Origin of the sequence: Chryseobacterium sp. HMWF035 (genome assembly GCF_003094695.1) — a bacterium.
In the GTDB taxonomy this organism is placed as follows: Bacteria; Bacteroidota; Bacteroidia; order Flavobacteriales; family Weeksellaceae; genus Chryseobacterium; species Chryseobacterium gambrini.
Map to the genome: position 1 here is coordinate 1 of NZ_QEHP01000082.1, position 25,221 is coordinate 25,221.

Below are 25,221 nucleotides of genomic sequence, written 5' to 3' on the forward strand. Positions count from 1 at the left end.
ATAATATAGTATAAATCGGGGGCGCAAAATTTTCAATTTTGCGCCCCCGATTTTTTAGGTGATGTCAATAAAAAAGACCACCTTTTCAGATGGTCTTGGTATTTTGAATGATTTTTTCTTATAATTCTAAGAAGCTGTAAGAAATTGAAGCACTTTGTGTACCCGATCCTACTACCTTTTTAGTTTTTGCAACTTCTCCGTCTACATAAATATTGATGATTAGCTCAGAATCCGAATAAGGAAGAACAGCATTTGCTGCTAAATTCAACTGAGCCTGACTTGAGCTTACAAACTGCTCTCCGCTGGACCATGTAGTTCCTGTAGGATTAAAAGTAGTACTCTGCCCTGTTCCGATCTGTGTAACTACAGTTGAAAAAGTTCCTGTAACAGGTGGATTTGCAGGTGGATTTGGACCTTTTGTATTTATTTTAGCTTCAAACTGAATAATATGATCTGTAAATTCATCATCGTCATCTTTCTTACAAGAATTAACAACTAAGATTGCTGAAAATAATACAGCGAATAAAAAAGAAAGTCTAAGTAAACTTTTTGATTTGTAAAATTGCTTCATTTCTCCAAATAGATTTTTAATGTTCCAAATATAGGTTTTTTATCAATATAAAAATAACTTTTATGAAAAATTTCCAACAATGATTTGTAAATAATATCAATTCAATAAATAATTATAACGCTGTTTTTGTCTAAATATTGGGCGGGTTTAATATTAGTTTTAAGACAGTTTGTCCATCTGTTTTAAATGGTCTTATTTTGATGAAGCTAAAGAATAAATACATCATTAATAATTATCTTTGCCTTATGAATTTAGATTACATCGTAAGAGAACCCGAAAATATCAATTCCGATACCACCATTCTTTTCATGCTTCATGGCTACGGAAGCAATGAACAGGATCTTTTCAGCTTCAGAGAAACTCTTCCTAAAGACTGGATTATCGTAAGCTTCAGAGCACCGAGAAACACCCAGTTTGAAGGCTTTTCATGGTATGATATCGATTTTAACAATCCTGACAACTTTATTGATGTTCCGCAGGCTACAGAATCATTAAACAGCGTTACGGAAAGTATTCTTAAAATTATAAACAGTTATGGAATTACCGAAGGCAAAACTCACCTTTGTGGTTTCAGTCAGGGAGGAATTTTATGTTATGCTCTTGCTTTAAAATACCCTGAAATGTTCGATCTTGTGGCGTGTTTAAGCAGTTACCCGGAAGAAAAATTACTCACCGATATTGTAAGAGATAAGAAAAAACTGGAAAGACTTCGCTTTTTTATTTCTCACGGAACAGACGATGCCGTAATTCCTTTGGAATGGGGAAGAAAAGCGGCAGATCTTTTATATGATTTAAGTTGTTATTTTACATTCAGGGAATACATGAGCGGTCATGGAGTGAATCAGAAAAATTATATGGATCTGATGGACTTTTTCTCCAAATAGATTATCGAAATGTAAACATTCGTTTTAAATTATTAAACAAAATACAAACATTCTCATTTTGGGAATGTTTTTTTATTGATGATAAGGATAAATTCAGTAAATTCAGTAAATGAAACTGAGGTATTTTTTTGTGTTCTTACTGTTCGGCATTTTTATGAATGCTCAAAATTCTTTTGAAGTTCAGGATGCAAAAAAAACCGTCATCCCTTTTAAACTTATTGCCAATTTAATTTTTATTCCTGTAAATATTAATGGAGTAAATCTGACTTTTTTACTTGATACCGGAGTCGCAGAAACTTCTATTTTCAGTCTTGAAAATAAAGAAATCAATCTCCAGAATATTGAGAAGATAAAATTTGCCGGTTTAGGAGGAAGCGCAAGTATCGACGGATTTCGTTCCGATAATAATATTGCAAAAATCGGAAAGAATTTTGTAAACTATTCAATGACGGTTTATATCATTACAGATCAGGATTTTAATATTTCCTCGCACGTAGGAATTCCTGTAAACGGAATCATTGGCTATCATTTTTTCAAAGATCATCCTGTTTTAATTGATTATTCGTCTAAAAAAATCATCATTTACAACGATGAAACTTTATTTCAGAAAAAAATAAAAAATTTTAAAGAGATCGATATCAGTATTGAAAAAAATAAACCTTATGTGATTGCCGATGTGGAAATGACAAGGGAACGAAAGCCTTCAAAATTACTGATTGATCTGGGGAATAGTGATCCGATGTGGCTTTTTCCTGCCCTCATTAAAGATTTTGTATACAACCGACCGAATATTGATGATTATCTCGGTCGTGGCTTCAACGGTGATGTGTATGGTAAACGAAGCAGAATTCACAACCTGTATCTCGGAGATTTTAAATTTGAAAAGCCATTAACGGCAATGCCTGATGAATACTCCATTCAGCACGTAAATATGGTGGAAAACAGAAAAGGTTCAATTGGCGGAGATATCATGAGACGATTTACGGTTGCATTCGACTATTCTGAACAGAAGATGTATCTAAAAAAGAACGGAAATTACGATGATCCTTTTCATTTCAATATGAGCGGTCTGGATTTTATGCAGGACGGCATGGAATGGACAAAAGATGTGGTGAATCTTCCCGCTAAAAGCAAAGAAAGTCCTTCCAATGGCATTGAAGTGATCAATAATAATCTGCAGTATAATTTTGTCTTAAAACCTATTTTTTCCATTGCCGGAGTGCGTAAAGATTCTCCCGGAGCTAAGGCCGGACTGCAGAAAGACGATCGTTTAATAAGCATTAATGGTAAAAAAACAGAAGACATGACGCTCAATAAAATCATGGAAATGATGAAATCCGATGAAGGAAAAACTATCAATATGCTGATTCAAAGAAAAAATAAACAGATGACTTTAAGCTTCACCCTCGAAGATCCGATACCTTACCAAGAACAAGAATGATATGAAAACCGAAGAAACTACGCTGGACAAAATAAGAACCAGACCACGATTTAAGATGTTTACTCATTTAACCAAAGAAGAATATGCAGAAAATCTGAAAAAATATCTTAAAGAACATAAAGATGAATTTTCCGGCAACATCAATAAAGAAGTGGCTACGATCTGTGTAGAAACAGATTACGAAACCTACTGGAAGCCGAGATTGTCTTTAAGAATTGAAATTGAAGACGAAAAAACTGCGATACGAGGTGTTTTCGGACCCAGTTCCGCAGTTTGGACGTTCTTTATGTTTTTATATTTTGCGTTTTCGATTCTCTGGATGGTTCTTATTTCCATGTATTACGTGGAAAAACAAATCAAAAGTCAGGAGTTTCCCTGGGCGCTTACCGCATCTTTCGTGATGGTATTTTGTATTGCACTCACCTATGCTGCTGCACGTTTCGGGCAGTACAAAGGCAAAGACGAAATGCTGAAACTCAGAAGATTTGCCGAAGAATCTACGCTTCAATTTGAAAAATTGGATTAAGGAGCAACGGTTTTGGTTGTCTGCGGCATTTGTTCCAATACAGCTTTTGCCGCTCTTATAGAATCTACTATTTTTTCTCTGTTGTCCTGTTCTTTCAGTATTCTTTCGATGTTTGGCTCGATCATTTTGGTCATTTCATCTACAGAAACGCTGTTGGCATTCGGATCGCTCAGAAGTTTTCTCCAAGGTTTTCTTTTTCCCCAACCGTAATCTCCGTAAACCATTACTGGAGTTCCTTTTGCTTTTGTAGTCGCTCCTCCGGGATTCAGCACCCAAGTATCTGCATAACCGTAAAGCCATTTTGCATCTTTCATCAATAATCTTAAACATGAATGCGATGCAGGATAACCCGGAAGATCATACTGATGCCATCCGATTCCGTCGAGATTAAAAATATTGAAATTATAAGGCAATTTCCACTCGCTGCTTACCGTTGAGATCGCCAGTTGTTTTTTCCAATTGGCAAAGGTAAGACCCGTTTTTGTTTTCGCCGTTTTCTTTCCCATACTTGTAGGACCCCACTTCACAAGAGTTCCGTTTGAATACACTCCGTACGCCTGAATAGGATAAGAAAAGATAACAAATTTCTTCACCGGACTCAACACATCAAGCTGCATCGGGAAAGGAGAATACTCCATCAATGTAGTATCAATTTTTGCAGGAACCACCAAAGTATCGGCATTCCATTTATTTTTAGAATCCAGTCTGTTTAAAGCTAAAATAGCATAACGTTCTTTCTCTGTATATTTTTTGTTGAAGATTCCGAATAAAGAATCTTTCATTTTTTTGTCTTTAGGGAAAATAAAAGCATTGTAAAAACCATCTTCCTGCATTGCCGGAGGTAAAGATTCTTTTTCTATTACAGAATCTTTTTTTACAACTATGGAATCTTTTTCGGGATCTGGTTCGCTTATTGATGAAGTGGTGTCACTGATTTTGTCGCTGATTTTTTCAATTTCTTTTTTACAGGAAACCACCATTAAACTGATAAAGAATGCATAAAGAAATGATTTTTTCACAAGTCTGTTTTTCATAAATAAAAATGGGCAATAATTTTTTTTCTACTCAGTACAAATATCAGACCTAAAATCGGATAAAAAAAATGCGGAATCAATTTACCGTAAAAATACGGTGAACAGTTAATCTATTGAATCGAGAATTATTAAATGTAGTTATGTTAAATATCGTATGAAATTGACTGAAATGTAAGGTATACGAGGTTAATTATCCGAATTAATTTAACCTGATGATTTTTAATCTGTGCTGACCGGTACCCGTTAAAGCAGTAACAGTACCCACTTCCCCGCCGATTTGTATATTAACAGTTTGTCCGGCTGTTAAGCTCACCACTGTTGAGGGAGAGCTTGTGATATTAACTCCGCTTCCTGCGTATGGAGATGCCGAACAGGATGATTCTGTATCTGTTGTGCCATTTACAATAATTCGGGTTGTTATAGAGTGATTGGCAGCGGTATTTGCGCTGAAACTGTTGTTGACAATAATCTGGTAGGTTCCTGCTGCAGGAGCCGTAAAATTTCCAGAGGTTGTATTATAGGAAGTTCCTACATTTACTGCTGTCGTATTGTAGGGAATAACAGCATAGGCAACAGCAGGAGTATACGTTGTTGTTCTTGAAGCATCTACAAGCAACTGAGGAAAGGTATAATTACCGGGTTCCCATTGACTGGTAGTGGTATTGTAAATCAATGTCTGTCCGTTAGTCGGAGCTGTATTGGCAACATTTCTTCCCTGAATTTTCGCGACCGTGGAGGCTGCTAAAGTTCCGGTAACATCGCCTGCAATGGATATTCCGGATGTTGGATAAGTTCCGGCTGCTGTTAATTGTCCCTGTGCATTAACTGTGAAGGTAGGAATAGTTGTAGACGCAGTTCCATAAGCTCCGGCAGTGACTGCCGTATTGCTTAAAGATATAGTTCCTGTAGATGTTATGGGTCCTCCTGTAAGTCCTGTTCCTGTAGCAATATTGGTTACAGTTCCCGTATTGGAAGTGGAAATCGTTCCGTCTGGAGCAACATTTATTCCTGAACCGATCTTTACCCCTCCAAGAGTTGTGGAACTTGCAATTGGTAAAGAATATGCCGAAGGAAGCAAGTGTTTCTGTCCGTCTGCGCCAATGTATGTGTTTGCATTTCCTGTTCCTCCTGAAACTCCCTGATTTCCTGCAGAAAGGCTTCCAATACCTGTTGTTAAATTGTAATCCACCGCTGTTCCACTTCCCAAAACGGCATTAGTCCCTCCGGTTACAGATAATCCTGTAGTGGTTGTCGTTAAATTACCTCTTGTAAGCGTTGAATTGGGTGATATATTTATCCATGAAGTACCGTTATACTGCAAAATCTGTCCTGTTGTAAGTGCTGAAAGAGATACATCGCTTAAACCGGATAAAGAGAAATTCCCTAAAGTTCCGTTTCCTCTTATATATTGAGCAATTGTTCCCGAGCCGGAAACTGTGATCGTTCCCGAATTGGTAATCGGCGAATTGGAAACACTGAATGCAGCAGGCATACTTAATCCTACACTTGTAACCGTTCCTGAATTCGCTGCCGATATGGTTCCGTCTGGAGCAACATTTATTCCTGAGCCAATCTTTACTCCTCCAAGAGTTGTAGAGCTTGCAATTGGTAAAGAATATGCCGAAGGAAGCAAGTGTTTCTGTCCGTCTGCACCAATATAGGTGTTTGTATTTCCTGTTCCTCCTGAAACTCCTTGAATTCCTGCAGAAAGGCTTCCAATACCTGTTGTTAAATTGTAATCCACCGCTGTTCCACTTCCCAAAACGGCATTAGTCCCTCCGGTTACAGATAATCCTGTAGTGGCTGTCGTTATATTACCTCTTGTAAGCGTTGAATTGGGTGATATATTTATCCATGAAGTACCGTTATACTGCAAAATCTGTCCTGTTGTAAGAGCCGAAAGAGATACATCGCTTAAACCGGATAAAGAGAAATTCCCTAAAGTTCCGTTTCCTCTTATATATTGAGCAATTGTTCCCGAGCCGGAAACGATAATCGTTCCCGAATTGGTAATCGGAGAATTGGAAACACTGAAAGCAGCAGGCATACTTAATCCTACACTTGTAACTGTTCCGCTATTCACCGTATTAAGAATACCACCGGAGAATGTAAGTCCGGATCCTAAAGACAGTGGACTTACATTACCGGAAGCATTTGCATATAAAATTTTATTGAAAAGCCCCGAGTTGGTATAAGCAGCTCCCGCTGATTTTACAATTCCATTTACTTCAAGCTTTTCTGAGGGACTGGATATACCAATTCCTACATTTCCGGAGTTTTTATTATAAATATTACTGCCGGATAAAGTCCATTTCGATTCATCAACCTGTTTAAGGTTACCTTTATTATCAATAACCCTGACTTGTGAATAGAATGAAACAGATAAAACGAAAAAAATAAAATTGAATAATTTGTCCATCTCGTGTTTATCAATAATATAAAAATGAATTATTGGTTTTGGGAAGCAATTTTACTTCAGATACTGAACCTCAATAATGTCGCCTGCCAATACAGACCAATCATTCGGAGCAGTTCCGTTTGGAACCAATGTTATGCCAGATCCGGAAACAGTATAATCTTCATTGGCAATTAGTTTTGCCCCGTTTCTATATACCCAAACCTGAGAATAGGTAGGAAGTGCGGGTGATCCTGTTAAACTGTAAGAAGTCTGACCCGCAGTTGAAGTAAATTTTTCATGCCCGCTTTGTACAAGATCTGTTGAAAGCATTTTTAAGACATTTCCCGTAGCTTCATCCCTTACAAGAATTGTATATCCTGAAGTTCCCAGCGTTGCAGAAGTTGCCGGAACATTAGATCCTGCCTGATTGGTATTCGTATTCTGAAGTACATTGGCAAGACCAAATTTTTTCCCGTTAAGATCTATACTGGTATCATCAGTAAGGGTTCCTCCCAACTGCCACGTTGTTGTTGTTACATTATTTGTAGTATTCGTGAGTGTTGTGATCCCGTTTTTAGCCTGCAGATACTTTATTGTTCCTTTGTTGTCAATCACTCTTATTGTTCCGTTAAGAGCCTGTGCTGCTCCATTGGCAGAGTTTTGGATTACATCACCTGTGGTTTGTTGTGCTTTTACAGCTCCAAAAGCTGAAAAAAGAAATACTAAGATTGCTGAAGTTTGTAAATACCTTTTCATGATAAGTAATTTTAAAGTTTTATAAGAATTTGTAAATTTTTATTTCATCGTTGGCATAGCAGGATACTCCGCTTTCCAGTTTTATATTAAAAGAAGAAAGAACCTGAAAATCTATGTTTACCCCGTTTCTGTAGACTTTTGTATTAGAAGTACTGACGCTCCATGGGGTTGGGAATTCTGTCTGACCGTTTGCAGCAATAATTTTTACAGAAAGGATTTCTGTTCCTGACATTTGTGAAATCCAATTGCTGCCATTATACACAAAAAGAGTTCCGGTGGAATTGTTAATAAATATGTCTCCTATAGAATTTGTAGTGGGAATCGTTGGATCTGAGTTTCCGTAAAAAATTTTCGAACTGTCATTAAATCTAAGCCATTTGCTTCCGTCCCAATAATAATACCCCTTAGTAATTCCTGTATTTGTAGTTGTATTATAAACAAGAAGACTTACAGCAGGATTAGGTACTGTAGAAGTATCTGTAATGTTTTGAAGAGGAACACGAGGAATAAGTAAACCTTTATCTGATGCTTTAGCAACAATATCCAGAGCTGCCGAAGGATCAGGACTGGGTGTGTTTATCCCTACCTGAGATAGAAATAATGGAGAACTTAAAATTGCGCATACAATAAAAATTAACCTCATAGCTTTAAGGTTTTATACTTATTATTATAATCTAACAAGTTAAATGTTCACTAAAATGTATTTGGAATAGATTGCGGAAGCGCAACTACATTAGGTTTTCGAAATAATTTTAATGACATTATTCAATTTTGTGTGATTAATTGAATAATCTTCATCTAACTTTGTGATTATTTAACGAATATACATATTTATTTGAAATAAAAGAAAAATAATTGCAAAATTTAACTAATTTTTAATAAATAATTCAATTAGCTAAATTCTATCATAAATGAAAAGAAAAATTAAAAAACGTTACGGAAAATTAAAATTACCCACCGTTCATTTTAGTAAGTCTTTATTGAGATTTATGAATTCTTGAAAGGAAGTTTAATTAAAAAAATAAGAAATCTACATTTAGTAAACTATCTATTGAGGTGATACCCTTTCTCTAATTTGTTTTTACAGAATACAAAGTAATCTACACAATCCTGCATGAGATGATCATTTTTCACTGAACAATACTTTTGCATTTCATCAACAAACAATTCCTGAATAGTTTCTAATTCAGATAATGATCTTCTCCGTAAAAAACTATCTCTGATATAGTTTTTAAGAATAAGAATGATATAATTTCTCTTAATGCATTTTTCGTCAAACATGTACGGAAAAATTATTCCCATCCATTCGTTATCAAAAAAAAGAACATCTTCATCATCTTCCAAAAGTATTAAACTTTCATCATAAGACCATTTTAAAAGGTTTTCTTTTAGTGCTACTTTATTGCTCCAATCGAAATTGAGTGTGGTCATACATTTATTTAGTTTTTGTCTTTTAGCTTTTTAAAACTGACATAAAGTTTTTAAGAAAATAATTAATTATTTGACTTTAGAAAAATATAATTGAAATAAAATAAAAAAGTCTCCTAAAATTTAGAAGACTTTTTGCGATCCGGACGGGACTCGAACCCGCGACCTCCGCCGTGACAGGGCGGCATTCTAACCAACTGAACTACCGGATCAATTTTGTTTTAAAAGTAAATTGAGAAAACTTCTGCGATCCGGACGGGACTCGAACCCGCGACCTCCGCCGTGACAGGGCGGCATTCTAACCAGCTGAACTACCGGATCAATTTTGTTTTAAAAGTAAATTGAGAAAACTTCTGCGATCCGGACGGGACTCGAACCCGCGACCTCCGCCGTGACAGGGCGGCATTCTAACCAGCTGAACTACCGGATCAAATTTTGTTTTAAAAGTAAATTGAAAAACTTTTGCGATCCGGACGGGACTCGAACCCGCGACCTCCGCCGTGACAGGGCGGCATTCTAACCAGCTGAACTACCGGATCATGTTTTTGTTTCTTAAAGAACTTCGTTTCTTTTTTGTGATGGCAAAAGTACAACTTTTTTCGTTACCTGCAAATTTATTTCAAAAAAAATGCCTCCCGAAAACGGAAGGCGTTCATTATCAAATTTATTATTTTTACAAGTGTGCGCTCAATTTCTCAGCGATCACCTCTTTTGGAGCAACACCCACTAATTTATCAACCACTTCTCCGTTCTTAAAAATAAGAACTGTAGGAATGTTTCTGATCCCGTATTGCATAGAAATATCCTGGTTGTTATCTACGTCTACTTTCCCAACTATTGCTTTTCCTTCGAAATCGTTTGCTACTTCTTCGATGATTGGTCCCAACGTTCTGCAAGGTCCGCACCATACTGCCCAAAAGTCTACTAATACCGGCTTATCTGATTTTAAAACCGTTTCCTGAAATGAGCTATCTGTAATTTCTAAAGCCATTTTTGTTTCTTTTATTTAAATTAATATTATTCTTTTATAATTTCCTTAATTGGATAATCAAAATTACGCTTTTTGAGTAATAAGACTATCTATGCTCAACATTTGTATTTTCTATAGCGAAATCTTTAGAAATTTCTTTCAAAGCTGTTGCCAGTGCATCAATATCTTCTTTAGTGGTTAAATGGCTGAAAGAAATACGAAGCGGCGTGCAATGATCCATTTCGTCTTCAGATAAAACCATCATCATCACCATAGAAGGTTTTGAGGCTCCCGAAGAACACGCACTTCCCTGAGAGATTGCGATTCCTTTCATATCTAACTGAAGCCCGATAAGAGGGTTTTTATACGGTAATAAAGCGCTTAAAACGGTGTAAAGACTGTTTTCCTTCTCAGAACTTCTTCCGTTGAATTTTATGCCTGGAATTTCCGCTGTAAGCCTTTCTACGGCGTAGCTTTTAATTTCCTGCATATGATGGGTATACGCTTCAAGGTTTTTAAGAGAGATTTCCAGAGCTTTTCCTAATCCTACAATTCCTGCAACATTTTCTGTTCCCGCTCTTAAGCTTCTTTCCTGTGGTCCTCCAGTAATAATCCCCTTCAAACCGCTTGATTTTCTGATGAACGCAAATCCAACGCCTTTAGGTCCGTGAAATTTATGGGCACTGCAAGAAGCAAAATCTACCTGAATATCGGAAAAATCCAGATTCATATGAGCCATTGTCTGTACGGTATCTGAATGGAAAAGTGCATTATTTGCCTTGCAGAGTTCCGCTACTTTTTTAATATCGATAAGATTTCCGATTTCGTTGTTGGCATGCATTAAACTTACCAGCGTTTTCTTGTCGGAAGCCTTTAAAAGTTCTTCCAGTTTATGAAGATCAATATCACCCTTTTCATTCGGGCGGATGTAGTTTACCTCTACTCCTTTTCTGCTCTTCATATCCAGAATACTCTCAGAAACACATTTGTGCTCAAGGGGTGAGCTGATGATTCTTTCTATTCCAAGATGCTCGACAGCAGATTTGATGATCATATTGTTCGATTCTGTACCGCAAGAGGTGAAAATAATTTCAGCGGGCGTTACATGAAGATAGTCTGCAACCTGCCTTCTTACGTTTTCGATAAGAATTTTCGCTTCCTGCCCAAAACTGTGTGTAGAGGATGGATTTCCGAAATTCATTTTCATGGTATCAACCATTGCATCGATAACTTCTTCCGAAAGTGGAGTTGTTGCAGCGTTATCAAGGTATACTTTATTCATTTTTACTTTGAAAATATTAGTTTCTGTGGAATATGTACAATCTGTAAAACCTACAAAATCAGTAGAGTTTATTGTTTTAAAAGGCTCTGCTTTATCTGTATATTTTACCGCCCAAAATTAGTGAAAAAATTGGTAATGTCCTTCATTCGCCCACTTCAACATCGGCTTATCTCCGGAAGTATCTCCAAAAGCGATAATTTTATCGTATTTATGATTGCTGATTTCCTGCTGAATTCTTACCAGTTTTTCGTTTCCGTTGCAGTTTTTTCCCACAAAGTTTCCTGTAAAAACTCCGTTTCTGAACTCGGCTTTAGTGGAAATAAGCTGCATTTTAAAAGCTTCGGCAAATGGTTTTGTCCAGATGTCTAATGATGCGGTAACCAATAGACTCTGCGTATTATTACGATCCATATTTTGAATAAAATCCAAGGCATTTTCCCTTACGATTTTAGGATAATAATGCTCAAAAAACTGTCTGGATTTTTTTTCTATTTTTTCCTGAGTCTGCCCTTTCAGAATGGAACCGATAAAGCTTTTTTTCACTTTTTCCGTATCGGCAAGTTTCAGTTTTAAAAGAACAAAAAGCGGAACATGCTTCAAAAACTGCAGACGAAATCTTGTAGGATCATAGAATTTCAGATACATAAACATGGTATCTTTGTAAGTAAGCGTTCCGTCGAAATCGAAGCAGTACAGTTTTTTCATCGCTTTAAGTCAATTTTAGAATATTTATCTTGTAACGTAAAGATCGAAAGTATATTTTAAATAAAATAATTTTAAAGCTTTAATTTTTTAAAAATAAATTCAGGAATATTTCGGATAATCATCATGATAATTCCCCAGACCGGCAAAACATAGGCTACGTTTTTCTGTTTTTTATAAGCTTTGAAAATAGATTCTGCTGCCTCTTTCGGGGTTGCCGTAAGTTTTGGATTCAAAGGCAGACCTTCAGTCATTTTTGTTGCCATAAAGCCGGGCTTTACCGTCATTACATGAACTTTTTTATCGAAAAGATAGTTTCTTAAACCGCTTAAATAAGCTGTGAAAGCCGCTTTTGCACTTCCGTAAATAAAATTACTCTGTCTTCCGCGATCTCCGGCAACAGAAGAAAGACCGATGATTGTTCCGGATCTTCTGCTTTCAAATTTCTGCGCAAAATAATTCATCACAGGAACCAGTTTAGCATAATTGACATCAATAATCCGTTGTGTATTTTTGTTATCATACAATCCTTCTTCTGTTCCCTCTCCTAAATATCCTGTTGCACAGAACAGCAAATTTGAATTGATATAGTCAAACTGATTGTAATCTATCCCTTTCATGAGATCGAGCTCTATTACTTCGGACTGCTGAAGAAATTTCACATCAATATGCCTTGCAAATCTCTCGGTCGTTTCTTTACTGGAGGTAAAAAGATAGATTTTTTCAAATTTCTCTCCTTCCTGCAATGCTTTTTCTACAAAAGCCTGTGCTACTTCCGATGTACTTCCTAAAACGATCATGTCTGCTAAATATTATTTAAAATTCTTTTATGCTGCAGAGACACAAATTTTGAGCTCTGTACATTTTTCAGATAGTTGGTAAGCGAAGATCTGCTCATGCTGTCTTTGGTAAGATAAATTTTACCGTTGTACTGCTCTACAATATCATCAAGTTGATCAATCAGTTTTTTCAGTTTAGAATTGACTTTGAAGTCCAATGCCAGAGAATATCCTTCAAACGGGAATGAATTGTAAGCTTCCGGATTTTCTTTTCCGTACAGCTTTAAAACAGCTAAAAAAGAACCGTTTCCGCTGTTGGCAATGGTTTCCAGAATTTTTTTCATTCCTTCTTTTCCGGATTCTTTGGGAATCATCATCTGATACTGGATAAAACCTGATTTTCCGTAAATCTTGTTCCAATCGTGAACAAAATCCAGAGGATAAAAGAAGGTTTCATAATCAATAAAATTTTTAACTTCCTTTTTGGACTGTTTTTTATAATAGAGATAATTGAAAATCTTTACCGTTAAAGCATTTAGGACAAATCCGGGAAAATAAAACGGAACGGTAGGTTCAAATTTCTTCTTTAAACGTAAAGGTTTTTCTTTAAATTTCTGAGGCAGTTCATGCTGAAAAGCGTGTTCTCCTCTCATCAGGATACTTCTTCCGATATTTTTTCCTTTCTGAAGACAATCGATCCATGCAACGGTGTACGTCCAGCTTTCGCTTTCTTCAAACAAGTTAAAGATTTCATCCAGATTTTCTGCTTTAATGCTTTCCTGACGGATGTATGCCGATTCAATATTTTTAAGCTTGAATTTCGCCGTTAAAATGATTCCGGTTAATCCCATTCCGCCAATAGTCGCCCAGAATTTATCTGAATTTTCTTCTCTTGAACAGTTGATGATGTCACCGTTTTCGATCATCAGTTTAAATTCAATCACATATTCGGAAAAACATCCTTCAGCATGATGATTTTTACCATGAACATCGGAAGCAATGGCGCCTCCTACAGAAACAAACTTCGTTCCCGGCGTTACATATAAAAAATATCCCTGCGGAACGGCAATTTCCAGCACATCGGAAAGAAGAACTCCCGATTCGCATTCGATAATTCCGTTCAGACGGTCGAAACTGATGAATTTATTTAATTTTTTGGTTGAAAATATATGTTCGCCTAATGAAGAATCTCCATAACATCTTCCGTTCCCTCTTGCAATCACTTCATTATGATTCAGAACAAATTCTTTTATTTTTCTGAAGCTGTCATCAGACCTCATTTCTTTTTCCACTATGGGAAAATTGCCCCAGTTGGTTACTTTTTGTACAAAATTCGGCTTCATTTTTTAAAGTAGATTTGAATTAAAAATGCAGCAACCCACAACACTAAGGTGATCTGAATGTATCTGTCTCTGTAAACAATTTTCGTGGGAGATTCGGTTCTGTTGTATACCAAAGTCTGCTGTAAATATCTTAAGAAGGCAAAAACAACAAAAATTACGGTATAAAATACTCTTGAATGAAATCTTGCCTGAACTTCTGGAGACAGGGTAAACATCAGATAACAGATAATAGCGAGGGTAACGGAAATGGAGAGTGCAATATCTGCAAACTGTACATTGTAGCCGTCTAAAGCTCTTCGCGTTTTTCCGGAAACCTGCGCATTGATGAGTTCTCCACGTCTCTTTCCTATGGCTAAAACCAGTGCAAGCACAAAAGTAAGTAAAATAGCCCATTGTGAAATGCTTATTCCCGTAATGTAACCTCCGGATAAAACTCTTAATACAAATCCTACCGCAATGATGGAAATATCAATAATCGGAACGTGTTTCAGTTTAAAAGTATAAGCAAGATTCATCACAAAATAAAATCCTACAATGGTTGCAAATTTCCACAAACTTTCCTGAAAATACATTTGGGCAAAGAAAACCAGTGCGATGTCCAGAATAATAAGTCCTGTAAAAATTCCTACCGCCTGAGATTTTGAGATGGCTCCGCTCGCCAAAGGTCTTCTTCTTTTTTCGGGATGTTTCTTATCTGCTTCAATATCGTTGTAATCGTTTAAAATATAAACGACACTTGCTGCCAAAGAAAAAATGATAAAAGCAAAGATGCTTTTTGCGAGTAAATCGAGGTTTTTTATATTACCCGAGAAAAAAAGAGGAACAAAAACAAACAGGTTCTTCACCCATTGCTCAACACGGAGCAGCTTTAAATATTTCTTCATTTATGTTGTTTCAAATGCAAAAATAGTAATTTAAAAAAATATCACCATAAAAATACAAAAATAACCGCTATTGCGGTTATTCACGAAAATATTTATATGTTAAATAATTATTGACCGTTCTGTGCGTCGTTAATCATTTTTTCATTGGCAGTAATGGCGAATTCTACTCTTCTATTTTTAGCTCTACCTTCTTCTGTATCGTTTGTTGCAACCGGCATACTTTCTCCTTCACCTAAAGCAAATAATCTGTTTGAAGCAATTCCTTTACCTGCTAAATACGCTTTTACAGAGTTTGCTCTTCTTTCGGAAAGACTCATGTTGTAAGAATCTGAACCTTTGCTGTCTGTATGTCCGTAGATATTAATATTAGTATCCGGATTGTTCGTTAAAACCTGAGCCAGTTTATCTAAGTTTGTTTTTGCAGTACTTGTTAAAGCTGAAGAATCGAAATCGAAGTTAACGATGCTTTCATTCAACGTAATTTTGATACCGTCTCCTACTCTTTCTACCTGAGCTCCCGGTAAAGTTTCTTTAATTTCTCTTGCCTGCTTGTCCATTTTAGAACCGATAACATTACCGGCAACACCACCGATAATACCTCCTAAAACAGCTCCTAAAGCTGCATTTTTACCTTTTCCTACGTTATTTCCCAAAATACCACCAAGTACAGCTCCGGAAGCAACACCTACTGCTGTTCCTCTCTGCTGATGGTTAGAGTTTTGTACAGCCTCACAACTTGTAAGCAATAATGCTGATGATAAAAATAACGCTCCGATATATGTTTTTGTAAATTTCATCTTTTTATATTTTTAATATTAAATTATTTCATTCCTGTTCTTTCGAAATTGTAAACAACTCTTACATTTTCTCCGTCGAAAGGAATATTCTGTTCCAATGAGAATTGGTCTGTATTCTGGTTAATCAGCGTTAAAGTATATCCTGCTGTATTTTGCTTCGCTTTTGTTCCGTCAGCAATTTTTTTGAAATTGAAAGTGTTTCCGCTTACTACATCAATTTTAATAGGCTGTGTAAATCCTGCTCCGCAGGTTCCACCTCCGTTTAATGTATATGCTCCGGTCCAGTTATTAGGAATCAGTCTCCAGTGGCTTCCTACGAAACACTGTGCATCTACCCCATCATCGAATGGTTTTACTTTAAAATTTTTATCATAATTTACACTGACGATCTGCCAGTCTCCCTTCATTTTCAAAAATTCTGATCTTTGGGTTTGGGCTGTTTTAGCGTTATTCACCGCGGAACAAGACACTGCAAAAAGCGCTGTTCCCAACATCCCTGCAAGTAGTAACTTTTTCATTTTGTTGTTTATTATTTTGTTACAATAAAGTTACAAAAAACCGTGCCAAAATTAAATATTACCAATAAAAAAAGTCCGAAAATTTCGGACTTTGTATGTTTCTTTCTTAAATACAGGAAGATATACTATTTTTTAACAGTCTTTTTTACGGATTTTTCAGCCTTCTTTGAAGAGCCTGCTTTTCCGTTGTAAAAATTTGTATATGCATATTCCGCTGCTTTTTTAAGATCTATTACGCCTCCTGCTTCAGAGAAATCCCCAAATTGGTTTGCGGTACTTGCGTTGCTGGATTTTACTAAAGATTCTATGATCTGCGCCGGAGTTAAATTAGGCATATAGGCTAATAAAACCGCTGCAGCTCCTGCTACAACCGGAGAAGCCATGGAAGTTCCCTGTAAATATTTGTATTCATTATGAGGAACGGTAGAATAAATTTCTTCACCCGGAGCAAAAACGTTTACCATTTTTTTATTGAAGTTGGAGAAACTCGCTCTTAATGCATCATTTTTATTGGTACTTGCTCCTACAACCAATACATTGTTTACAAATGGTTTTTCATCGGTTACATTTTTAAAATTGGTAGGATAAGCCAAATGCTCTGCCACATCTTCGTTTTCATTTCCTGCAGCTTTTACCAGAAGAACTCCTTTGTCCTGAGCATATTTAAATGCATCCCAAACAACACTTTTACCTGGAGAAACCGGCTTTCCGAAGCTCATGTTTAAAACTTTCGCTCCGTTATCTACTGCGTATCTGATTGCATTGGCAACGTCCTTATCTCTTTCATCACCATTCGGAACGGTTCTTACAGACATAATTTTTGCCACTTTTGAAGCCACTCCATACTGTATTTCTTTTCCGTTCGGAAGACCTGCGATGATTCCTGCAACGTGTGTTCCGTGCTCTGCATCCGGACCTTCGTAATGATTATTTCCGTAGTTTTTTTCAGAGTAATCGTCATAATTATCTCCTACAATTTCTTTTCTCGGATCATAGTTAAGATCATACTGCTTTTCCTGAGGCCCAAAATAATCTAAAGCTTCTTTGATCTGACCTGTCATTGCTTTTTCAAATTCAGCAGCCGATTTTCCTTTAAATTCAGGACTTTGAGCAACCTGTGTTAAAACCTGTACAGCCATTGCTTCTCTCTGATCTGCCGGTTTTATAGCGGCAACATTTTCAGGAGTAAGAGGTTTTCCGTTCAGTAGTTTTACCATTACGGGAATTGCCTCATTAATCATGGAATAGGTTTTGAAACCCTGTTTTGCCTCCACACTTTTCTTGGTGAAAAGATCTTTGGCTTTCATATACATAGCAAATTCTTCAGGCATTTTAGCTTGATTTGCTTTGTTTTTTGTAGAATCGTCTCCTTCAAAAACAGACTTATATTTAGCAACAACTCTGGTTACCTCCATGTTATCGATATCAATATCTCCGTTTTTTCCACCGATGAAATTCCATCCGTGAATATCGTCGACATATCCGTTTCCGTCATCATCTTTTCCGTTGTTCGGCACTTCATTTGGATTTGTCCAGATGTTTTTTACCAATCCGGGATGATCTACCTGAACTCCGCTGTCCAAAACTCCCACCAAAACTGTTTTAGGTTTAAGACCTTTAGATTCTAAAAACTTATAGGCATTTTCTGTATTTACACCATAAACTTTCGTTGTAGCAAAATCTTTATGATACCATGTCATAAGATCTTTATCCTGCATCGGATCTGCCCCCGCTTTCACTTCCTGTGCGTTGGAGAAACCGAATCCCACTAAAAAAACAGCTGCTAATAATACCTTTTTCATTTTACTATGAATATTTAATATTTTTAATATAAGTCAAAGATTCCGGTCCTTTGTTACAAATTAAGTCCAAAACTGATAAATCTTTCAGGAAACCGCGTTTATCAGAGAACGTCTGATAATACTCGTCCATTTCGTATTCTGAAGGAAGTTTTGCCGAAAATTGATCTCTGAAATTAATTTCTTCCGGAAATTTGATATATTCTTCATTCAAAGAATGTGCCTTTTCTGTTTTAAGGATCTGCTGAATGATTTCCAGTGTTTTCAGATTAAAATCCAACAGATATTTTTCTTTCAGATCATAAATTTTTCTGAATTTATCTTCATAAAATTCAAAATACGGAGAGCTTTGATAAGCGGTTTTAATAGATTTCCAATGCAGATTTCTCCAGTCTTCACGGTGAGAAATTTCAATATCCTTAAATTCTCTGCATCCGTTATGAGCAATAGGAATGATTAATGATAATTTTCCGTTTGCCCCAAAAATATTAGCTCTGTTTCTGTAGGTTTGTTTGGGAAAACTTTCAAACTGTTCAAATATAATTTCATTTTCAGGATCTAAAAAAACTGAAAACCAAGAAATTGGCGGTAAATAAAACGCCTGTAATAATACATTCTTCATATTCATAATGCAAAAATGAAGTATTTTTTCAAATACTTCATTCTATTTATAATTTATTTTTTCAATTGAATAATTGATTTTGAAACTTTGTCAAAGATTTAAACTTTGACAAAGTGAATTACAAATCGTCTTCCGTCTTCTTCTTTCTGAATAATTTCACGAAGTATTCCCAACCGAAGAACAGAATAAGAATCATCGCTGCAATCCACCAGTACGAAGTTTTGTTTGCCTCCCCTGTGTTTGTTGCTTTAAACATTCTGTCCCAACGGATTCTCCAACCGTTTGCCTGATAAGAAGAACTTGAATCTTTGAAAGCCCCTTCAACACTCATCCATGTAAACATTGGTTTTCCAACGATATTTTCTTCCGGAACGAAACCAAAGAATCTTGCATCCAAAGAAGCGTCTCTGTTATCTCCGACCATCATATAATAATCCTGCTGAATGGTATACTGATTGGTTTCTTTTCCATTGATGAAAATTTTACCGTTTTTATTCTCCAGCTTATTATGTTCATATTGTGAAATAATCCACTGGTATTCCGGTAAAGTTTCCTGATTGATGGTAACGACATCTCCTTTTTTAGGAATCTTTAAAGGTCCATACCAATCCTGATTCCATGGTTTATTGATTGGGAAAATAGACTGGGTGGTATCAATACTTTTGGTGTATGCTGTTTTATCAGCATTTAATTTATAAGAAATCGTAGCAGAATCTTTAGGGTAGATATTTTCTTCCATACTGATAACGTTGGGCAAAGCTTTAATCTCTTTAGCCGTTTTATCAGTAAGTCCCTGAAACATATATACAAAGCCACCGCTTTTTTCATTCTGAATTTCTCTTACAGGCAAGAATCCGTAAGTATTATAAAGCCCGGGAATGTCTAACTGGGTTCCCGTGTTTACCGTATATGCGTGCTGAACTTCCTGATCTCCTAAAAATGTTTCAGCTTTTCCGTTAACGAAAAGTCTTCCGGCTCTCATTTCGAAAGTATCTCCCGCAACGGCTACACATCTTTTTACGTAAGGATCTTTTCTGTCGATGGCAGTATGCACGGAATCCTGTGGATAATTGAAAACAACGATATCCTTTTTCTGAGGCTTATTGAACTGAAAAATTCTTTCATAAGGTAATTTTACAGCATCTACATAAGATTTAGGATCATCTTTCGGGTTTCCTTTTTCTCCTGTATCCATGATGGTTCCCTGAAGGAAAGGAATTGCAAGGGGACGCATCGGAAGTCTATACCCGTAGCTCCATTTGTTAACGAAAAGGAAATCACCTACCAATAAAGTTCTTTCCATAGATCCCGTCGGAATTCCGAAAGGCTGCGTTACAAAAACGTGAATTATTGTTGCGAAAACTACGGCAAACGTCACAGATCCCACAAATGAATCTTTCTTTTTTGCGTTTTTTTCTTCGTCGGTAAGGAATATTGCATTTTCGTCTTCCAATTCAACATCTTTTCCATAATTTACCGTTGCCATATAGATAAACGGAAGAAGTACGGTAAGAAGCTGATCCTTAAAGAGCGTTTTCCCGAATTTTTTCATTAAATACAAATGAAAAACAGACATCATAATAGGTCCCACGATTGGCAGATACGATAAAATTGCCCACCATTTCGGATGTTTTGTTTCTTTTAAAATAATGAAATAGTTGTAAAAAGGAATAAACGCGAAAAGCGGACTATATCCTAATTTTTTGAACAGTTTCCATGTGGAAATTCCCATCAATACAGATAAAATGAGAACATAAACTGCGTACGTTAAAAAATAATTCATAAATTTTTGTGCCTAATCTATAATATAATTGATGAATGATGTCTGATAAATGATCACAAGTTCACTATTAACACTTCACCATTCACTCTTATTAGTTTGCAATGTAAGAATTTTGTTACAATATTAAAGTCCCAAAACGTCCTTCATCGTGAAATTTCCTTTTTTATCTTTAATCCATTCTGCCGCAACCACTGCACCCAAAGCAAAACCACTTCTGTTAAATGCGGTATGTTTGATTTCGATTTCATCCACTTCGCTTCTGTAAAAAACACTGTGTGTTCCCGGAACCTCATCTTCACGGATGGCAAAAATGCCCAGTTGATTTCCCTGCGTTTCTTCCAGTTTCCAGGAATCGAATTTCGGATTGTTTTTAAAAATTCCTTCGGCGATGGAAATTGCCGTTCCGCTTGGAGCATCCAATTTGTGAATGTGATGAATTTCTTCCAACTGACAAGAATATTCGTCCACATTTTTCATTAAATCTGCCAGTTTTTCGTTTAAGGCAAAGAATAAATTAACGCCGAGACTAAAATTTGAACCATATAAAAAAGCGGTTTCTTTTTCTACAGCCAATTTTTCAATTTCGGATTTTTTTTCAAGCCAGCCCGTTGTTCCGCAGATCACAGGAATTTTGTTTTCCAGACAGGCTTTGATGTTTTCGTAAGCAACTTCGGGTAACGAAAATTCAATTACAACATCGGGATTATTGAGATTTTCAGCAGTTGGAGTTTCTTTTAACCGTGCAACGATTTCATGTCCTCTTTTAGTGGCAATTTCATCAATGATTTTGCCCATTTTACCGTATCCAACTAATGCTATTTTCATGTACTTCTTTATTTAATTTTATAATCTAACACAACGCCCGCAAAGATTTCTTTAAAATTCTCCTGCATATTTTTCATTCGCAAAGGCGTTTGGCTTCGTCGAATCTTCGATTTCACTTAACCAAGTCAGCAATAAATTAGTTTAACAGAATTAATATTAATTATTTTAAAATCTGTAACTTAAACTTAAGCCGGTTTTAGGAGGTGCAATTCCATACTGATCCTGAATCATTGCCGGATTCAGCGTAAGATCCGGATCGTGCCTTGCTTCGTATAAATGTGCATCTACTACCGCATCTACGATGTTCAGAATGTAAATTAATCCTGTAATTGCAATGGCGTAATCTCTCTGTCTCTTGGATCTGTCCTGTGCATTTCCGAGAGCCACCTTGTCGAGCCATGGATGGGTATCGACAAATTCATTCGGTGTTCCGTTGAGTTTGGCGATGTAATATTCTCGGTATTTTCTGTACTGGTTGTCATTCCATACTGCAATTCCTACTCCCGCTCCTACTGCTCCTAAAACAATAGGAACCTTCCAGTATTTTTTATTATACACCTGTCCCAATCCCGGAAGCACAGCAGAATACAATCCTGCTTTTGTAGGATTCAGTTTCAGTGTTTTTTTGGTAGGTCCGTTTGCTTTTTCCAGATCTGCAACAACCTTCGCTTCTGTTTTGGTGTTGTTTTTTTCTACGGCAACACTGTCTTTCGGACGGTAGTCTACCCGAATGGTATCGTTAGGATTTACCTGTGAATACGCAACTGCAAACAGACACAGAAAAAATGTGAAAAGTATTTTCTTCATTTATTTAATATGGGATAAAATATATTCCAGCTCATCTTCATTTTTGAAGTCCAGAACAATTTTACCTTTTTTACCGTTTGGAGAGGCTTTGATTTCAACTTTTACATCTAAAATATCTGCAATCGTTTTCTGCGCTCTTTTATAATTATTGGAAAGCTCGGCTTTTGCTTTTTTTGCTGCCGGAGATTTCGGGTTTTTAATGGCTGTAGCTGCCTGTTCAGCCTGACGAACGTTCAGTTTTTCTTTAATGATGAGATCAAACAAAATCTGCTGATGTTCTTCGCTTTCAAGGCTGATGATGGCTCTTCCGTGTCCTGCAGAAATTTCTCCGCTTCGGATCGCATTCTGAATATCCGGATGTAACCTCAGTAATCTGATGGAATTTGTAATGGTACTTCTGTCTTTCCCAACTCTGTGGCTGAGATTTTCCTGAGTAAGACCGATTTCTTCCATCAATCTCTGATACGTTAATGCAATTTCTATCGCATCAAGATCTTCTCTCTGAATGTTTTCAACAAGTGCCATTTCAAGCAATTCCTGATCATTAACCAGACGGATGTATGCCGGAATAGACTCCAAACCTGCAATTTTACTTGCACGGTAACGTCTTTCCCCGGAAATGATTTCAAACTTTTCGCCGTCTTTTCTTAAAGTAATCGGCTGAATAACGCCTAAATTTTTAATTGACTGTGCGAGTTCGTTCAATGCTTTTTCGTCAAAATAAGTTCTTGGCTGAGACGCATTGGGATAAATATCTTCTAATGCAATTTCTACGATATTCCCTACAAACTTATCTGCTCCCTCATCGGTGGCAGAATTGATCGTTGCTTTGGATTCGGCACTAAGAATTGCGCCCAAACCACGCCCCATCGCTCTTTTTTTATCCTTCATATTTTGTTTTTAGCGTTTAGCTTAGCTAGCTGCTTTTAATTCTTTACTAATTTCTCGTTTTTCAATAAAACTTCTTCCGCCAACTGAATGTACTGTATTGCTCCTTTACTTTCTGCATCGTAATTCAGGATACTTTCTCCGAAGCTTGGCGCTTCGCTTAATCGTACGTTTCTGCTGATGATGGTTTCGAATACCATTTCAGGGAAATGAGAGTTTACTTCTTCCACGACCTGATTGGATAGTCTCAAACGGCTGTCGTACATCGTAAGAAGCAAACCTTCGATATCAAGATCTTTATTGTGGATTTTCTGAACGTTTTTAATGGTATTCAGTAATTTTCCAAGACCTTCCAATGCAAAATACTCACACTGAATCGGGATAATTACAGAATCTGCTGCTGTAAGTGCATTTACGGTAATAAGACCTAAACTCGGCGCACAATCGATAATAATATAATCATAATCGTCTCTTACGCTCTGTAAAGCTTTTTTAAGCATATACTCACGCTCTTCTTTGTCGACAAGCTCAATTTCCGCTGCCACCAAGTCGATATGAGAAGGTACAATATCCAGATTCGGAGTTGCCGTCTGTTTGATGCATTTTGAAGTCTCCACGCTGTGCTCCAAAAGATTGTATGTAGAATATCTTACGTCTTCCACGCCCAAACCTGAAGTTGCATTCGCCTGAGGATCTGCATCGATGATTAATATTTTTTTCTCTAATACCCCTAATGCTGCGGCTAAATTAACAGCTGTTGTTGTTTTTCCAACTCCTCCTTTCTGATTAGCGATACCTATGATTTTTGCCATTGTTAGAACTTTAAGTTTCAAAAATACACATTTTTCCCTGCTCTCCATAAGCGGATAAAACGAAATTTGAGTTAAAATATTGTTAATAAGCAATTTAGCAATAAAAAAAATTATCCACAAAAAAAATTCTTTGTGGATAACTGTTCAAGATTTGTTTTTTATGTCTTATTGATCAAATTTCATCGTGATCGGAAATTTGAAATAACTTCTTACAGGTTGACCTTTAATTTTAGCAGGAATCCATTTCCCTTTAATATTTTTAATGGTTCTTAAAGCTTCATTATTGAAATCAACATTTTTACCGTCTGCTTTAATTCCTGAAATTGACCCATCTCTTTCTACAATAAATGTAACTACAGTTTTCATGATTTCATCCTGATCAAGTCCTGAATTATCAAAGTTATTCATTACTTTATTTCTGAAAGAATCTATCCCACCAGGAAAAGCGGCTTCTTCATCAACCTTTAATGGAATACCTTCAGGATTTTCAACTTTAGGCTCTACTCTTGGAGATGGAGTTACTGAAATCGGTCCTGTATTGATTGTAGGAGCTACGGGAACATAAGTATTTTGCGGCGCAGGGGGCGCTTTAAAATTATCACTTAAACCTGCAACTGCATCATCCGGAATCTTCTCCGTATTAGTATCTGGAGCTTGTCTTGACGGTGTAGGAACGGAACTATCGTAGGTTCTAACCGCAGGATCTACTTTTTGTGGAAGAACAATTGGTGGAGGTGTCACTACAACATCATCCGGAATAACTGGATCTTTAAGATTAATTTCAACTCCTCCGTCATCGGTAATTACTACATCACTTTTAAATGCATTAATCGCAAGCGGAGTTAAAGAAACAGCAGCCAATACACTGACTCCTATAAAAAATGCTTTTGTTAAGATTCTGTCTGATTCTCTTCTTAATACATAAGCTCCGTATTCTTTGTTACGGTGTTCGAAAAGAACTTCGTTAAAACGAAATTCCTGATTTTGATTTGTGTGTTTCATCACTAAAATATTTAAACTGTTAAAAAAATTTGATTATTAGTTTTTATGATCTTACCAATAAGCATTGATTCAATATCAAATTTTTTGCCAAATATTTGTTAAAATGACAACGTTTTTAAAATTTTCATGCCAAGTAAGAAATTTAACTATGTTGTAAATAATAAATTCCTGAGTTTAAATATTTTACGGAGAAAGTTAAAATTGCAGACCTGTATTTTAGCCCAGATTGAGCGGCATGTGTGACCTCTTTTTGAGGTTTCGGCGGCGGCAAAGCCGCTAGTCATGGTCGGAAGATTTTTTTTATTATTTTGAATAATGTTTTTTTTAATTTAACTATTTGATTTCCAATTAATTGTATTTCTGTTTTGGT

General features: G+C 36.3%; 25 protein-coding genes and 4 tRNA genes. 3 read left to right on the plus strand and 26 right to left on the minus strand.

The features are described from left to right. Positions 1 to 118: 118 nt before the first annotated feature. Positions 119 to 571 (minus strand): hypothetical protein, encoded by a 453-nt coding sequence (locus DD829_RS12750; protein ID WP_076392232.1) that lies wholly within the window; start codon positions 569 to 571, stop codon positions 119 to 121. 245 nt (positions 572 to 816) lie between these two features. Between DD829_RS12750 and DD829_RS12755 the strand changes: the two genes are divergently transcribed. The 3 genes from DD829_RS12755 to DD829_RS12765 all read left to right on the plus strand — a co-directional run bounded on the left by DD829_RS12755 (position 817) and on the right by DD829_RS12765 (position 3,422). Continuing rightward, the gene (locus DD829_RS12755) at positions 817 to 1,455 is read left to right on the plus strand and encodes an alpha/beta hydrolase (protein ID WP_108409765.1); all 639 of its coding nucleotides are present in this window, start codon (positions 817 to 819) and stop codon (positions 1,453 to 1,455) included. A gap of 154 nt (positions 1,456 to 1,609) precedes the next feature. After that, positions 1,610 to 2,896, plus strand: coding sequence for a PDZ domain-containing protein (locus DD829_RS12760; RefSeq protein WP_228408192.1), 1,287 nt, complete (start codon positions 1,610 to 1,612; stop codon positions 2,894 to 2,896). Position 2,897: 1 nt separating this feature from the next. After that, entirely contained in the window at positions 2,898 to 3,422 is a 525-nt protein-coding gene (locus DD829_RS12765; RefSeq protein ID WP_108409763.1) for a hypothetical protein, read from the plus strand. On the opposite strand, the gene DD829_RS12770 is transcribed toward DD829_RS12765, so the two are convergent. The 25 genes from DD829_RS12770 to DD829_RS12890 all read right to left on the minus strand — a co-directional run bounded on the left by DD829_RS12770 (position 3,419) and on the right by DD829_RS12890 (position 24,851). Beyond that, positions 3,419 to 4,441: a L,D-transpeptidase gene (locus DD829_RS12770; RefSeq protein ID WP_165796615.1), complete on the minus strand. Its 1,023-nt coding sequence runs from the start codon at positions 4,439 to 4,441 to the stop codon at positions 3,419 to 3,421. The two genes, DD829_RS12765 and DD829_RS12770, sit on opposite strands and share 4 nt — an antisense overlap. Positions 4,442 to 4,655: 214 nt before the next feature. Beyond that, positions 4,656 to 6,875, minus strand: coding sequence for a beta strand repeat-containing protein (locus DD829_RS12775; RefSeq protein WP_116547807.1), 2,220 nt, complete (start codon positions 6,873 to 6,875; stop codon positions 4,656 to 4,658). Between the two features lie 51 nt (positions 6,876 to 6,926). After that, entirely contained in the window at positions 6,927 to 7,610 is a 684-nt protein-coding gene (locus DD829_RS12780; RefSeq protein WP_108409760.1) for a hypothetical protein, read from the minus strand. A 19-nt stretch (positions 7,611 to 7,629) separates the two neighbouring features. Beyond that, a complete protein-coding gene (locus tag DD829_RS12785; RefSeq protein WP_108409759.1) occupies positions 7,630 to 8,253 on the minus strand; it encodes a hypothetical protein in 624 nt (207 codons plus the stop codon). A 401-nt stretch (positions 8,254 to 8,654) separates the two neighbouring features. Next, the gene (locus DD829_RS12790) at positions 8,655 to 9,041 is read right to left on the minus strand and encodes a hypothetical protein (protein WP_116547808.1); all 387 of its coding nucleotides are present in this window, start codon (positions 9,039 to 9,041) and stop codon (positions 8,655 to 8,657) included. 135 nt (positions 9,042 to 9,176) lie between these two features. Beyond that, positions 9,177 to 9,250, minus strand: a tRNA-Asp gene (locus tag DD829_RS12795). A gap of 35 nt (positions 9,251 to 9,285) precedes the next feature. Further along, positions 9,286 to 9,359, minus strand: a tRNA-Asp gene (locus tag DD829_RS12800). A 35-nt stretch (positions 9,360 to 9,394) separates the two neighbouring features. After that, positions 9,395 to 9,468, minus strand: a tRNA-Asp gene (locus DD829_RS12805). A gap of 35 nt (positions 9,469 to 9,503) precedes the next feature. Further along, positions 9,504 to 9,577 (minus strand) — tRNA-Asp (locus tag DD829_RS12810). A gap of 134 nt (positions 9,578 to 9,711) precedes the next feature. After that, positions 9,712 to 10,029, minus strand: a complete 318-nt coding sequence (gene trxA / locus DD829_RS12815) for a thioredoxin (protein WP_108411389.1) — start codon at positions 10,027 to 10,029, stop codon at positions 9,712 to 9,714. 85 nt (positions 10,030 to 10,114) lie between these two features. Then, positions 10,115 to 11,290, minus strand: a complete 1,176-nt coding sequence (locus DD829_RS12820) for a cysteine desulfurase family protein (protein ID WP_108411390.1) — start codon at positions 11,288 to 11,290, stop codon at positions 10,115 to 10,117. A gap of 117 nt (positions 11,291 to 11,407) precedes the next feature. Continuing rightward, entirely contained in the window at positions 11,408 to 11,995 is a 588-nt protein-coding gene (locus tag DD829_RS12825) for an HAD family hydrolase (protein WP_076392211.1), read from the minus strand. A gap of 71 nt (positions 11,996 to 12,066) precedes the next feature. Continuing rightward, entirely contained in the window at positions 12,067 to 12,792 is a 726-nt protein-coding gene (locus DD829_RS12830; protein WP_116547809.1) for an SDR family NAD(P)-dependent oxidoreductase, read from the minus strand. A gap of 5 nt (positions 12,793 to 12,797) precedes the next feature. Next, complete coding sequence (locus DD829_RS12835; protein WP_108411653.1) at positions 12,798 to 14,114, minus strand: FAD-binding oxidoreductase; 1,317 nt, start codon at positions 14,112 to 14,114, stop codon at positions 12,798 to 12,800. After that, positions 14,111 to 14,998, minus strand: coding sequence for a decaprenyl-phosphate phosphoribosyltransferase (locus DD829_RS12840; RefSeq protein ID WP_108411654.1), 888 nt, complete (start codon positions 14,996 to 14,998; stop codon positions 14,111 to 14,113). Before DD829_RS12840 ends, DD829_RS12835 begins: the two co-directional genes overlap by 4 nt. 107 nt (positions 14,999 to 15,105) lie before the next feature. Further along, positions 15,106 to 15,795, minus strand: a complete 690-nt coding sequence (locus DD829_RS12845) for an OmpA family protein (RefSeq protein ID WP_076392203.1) — start codon at positions 15,793 to 15,795, stop codon at positions 15,106 to 15,108. A gap of 23 nt (positions 15,796 to 15,818) precedes the next feature. Further along, entirely contained in the window at positions 15,819 to 16,313 is a 495-nt protein-coding gene (locus DD829_RS12850) for a lipocalin family protein (RefSeq protein ID WP_076392201.1), read from the minus strand. 125 nt (positions 16,314 to 16,438) lie between these two features. Beyond that, complete coding sequence (locus DD829_RS12855) at positions 16,439 to 18,115, minus strand: S8 family serine peptidase (protein WP_116547810.1); 1,677 nt, start codon at positions 18,113 to 18,115, stop codon at positions 16,439 to 16,441. 4 nt (positions 18,116 to 18,119) lie between these two features. Then, complete coding sequence (locus tag DD829_RS12860; RefSeq protein ID WP_410493818.1) at positions 18,120 to 18,740, minus strand: WbqC family protein; 621 nt, start codon at positions 18,738 to 18,740, stop codon at positions 18,120 to 18,122. 112 nt (positions 18,741 to 18,852) lie between these two features. Next, positions 18,853 to 20,517, minus strand: a complete 1,665-nt coding sequence (lepB, locus tag DD829_RS12865; protein ID WP_108410187.1) for a signal peptidase I — start codon at positions 20,515 to 20,517, stop codon at positions 18,853 to 18,855. A 123-nt stretch (positions 20,518 to 20,640) separates the two neighbouring features. Beyond that, a complete protein-coding gene (gene dapB, locus DD829_RS12870; protein WP_108410188.1) occupies positions 20,641 to 21,342 on the minus strand; it encodes a 4-hydroxy-tetrahydrodipicolinate reductase in 702 nt (233 codons plus the stop codon). 165 nt (positions 21,343 to 21,507) lie between these two features. Further along, positions 21,508 to 22,149 carry a DUF5683 domain-containing protein gene (locus tag DD829_RS12875; RefSeq protein ID WP_076392191.1) on the minus strand — a complete coding sequence of 214 codons (642 nt, stop codon included), beginning with the start codon at positions 22,147 to 22,149 and terminating at the stop codon, positions 21,508 to 21,510. Then, positions 22,150 to 23,040: a ParB/RepB/Spo0J family partition protein gene (locus tag DD829_RS12880; protein WP_087712454.1), complete on the minus strand. Its 891-nt coding sequence runs from the start codon at positions 23,038 to 23,040 to the stop codon at positions 22,150 to 22,152. Between the two features lie 35 nt (positions 23,041 to 23,075). Continuing rightward, positions 23,076 to 23,849 carry a ParA family protein gene (locus DD829_RS12885; RefSeq protein WP_076392187.1) on the minus strand — a complete coding sequence of 258 codons (774 nt, stop codon included), beginning with the start codon at positions 23,847 to 23,849 and terminating at the stop codon, positions 23,076 to 23,078. Positions 23,850 to 24,014: 165 nt separating this feature from the next. Further along, complete coding sequence (locus tag DD829_RS12890; RefSeq protein WP_108410189.1) at positions 24,015 to 24,851, minus strand: energy transducer TonB; 837 nt, start codon at positions 24,849 to 24,851, stop codon at positions 24,015 to 24,017. Positions 24,852 to 25,221: the final 370 nt, after the last annotated feature.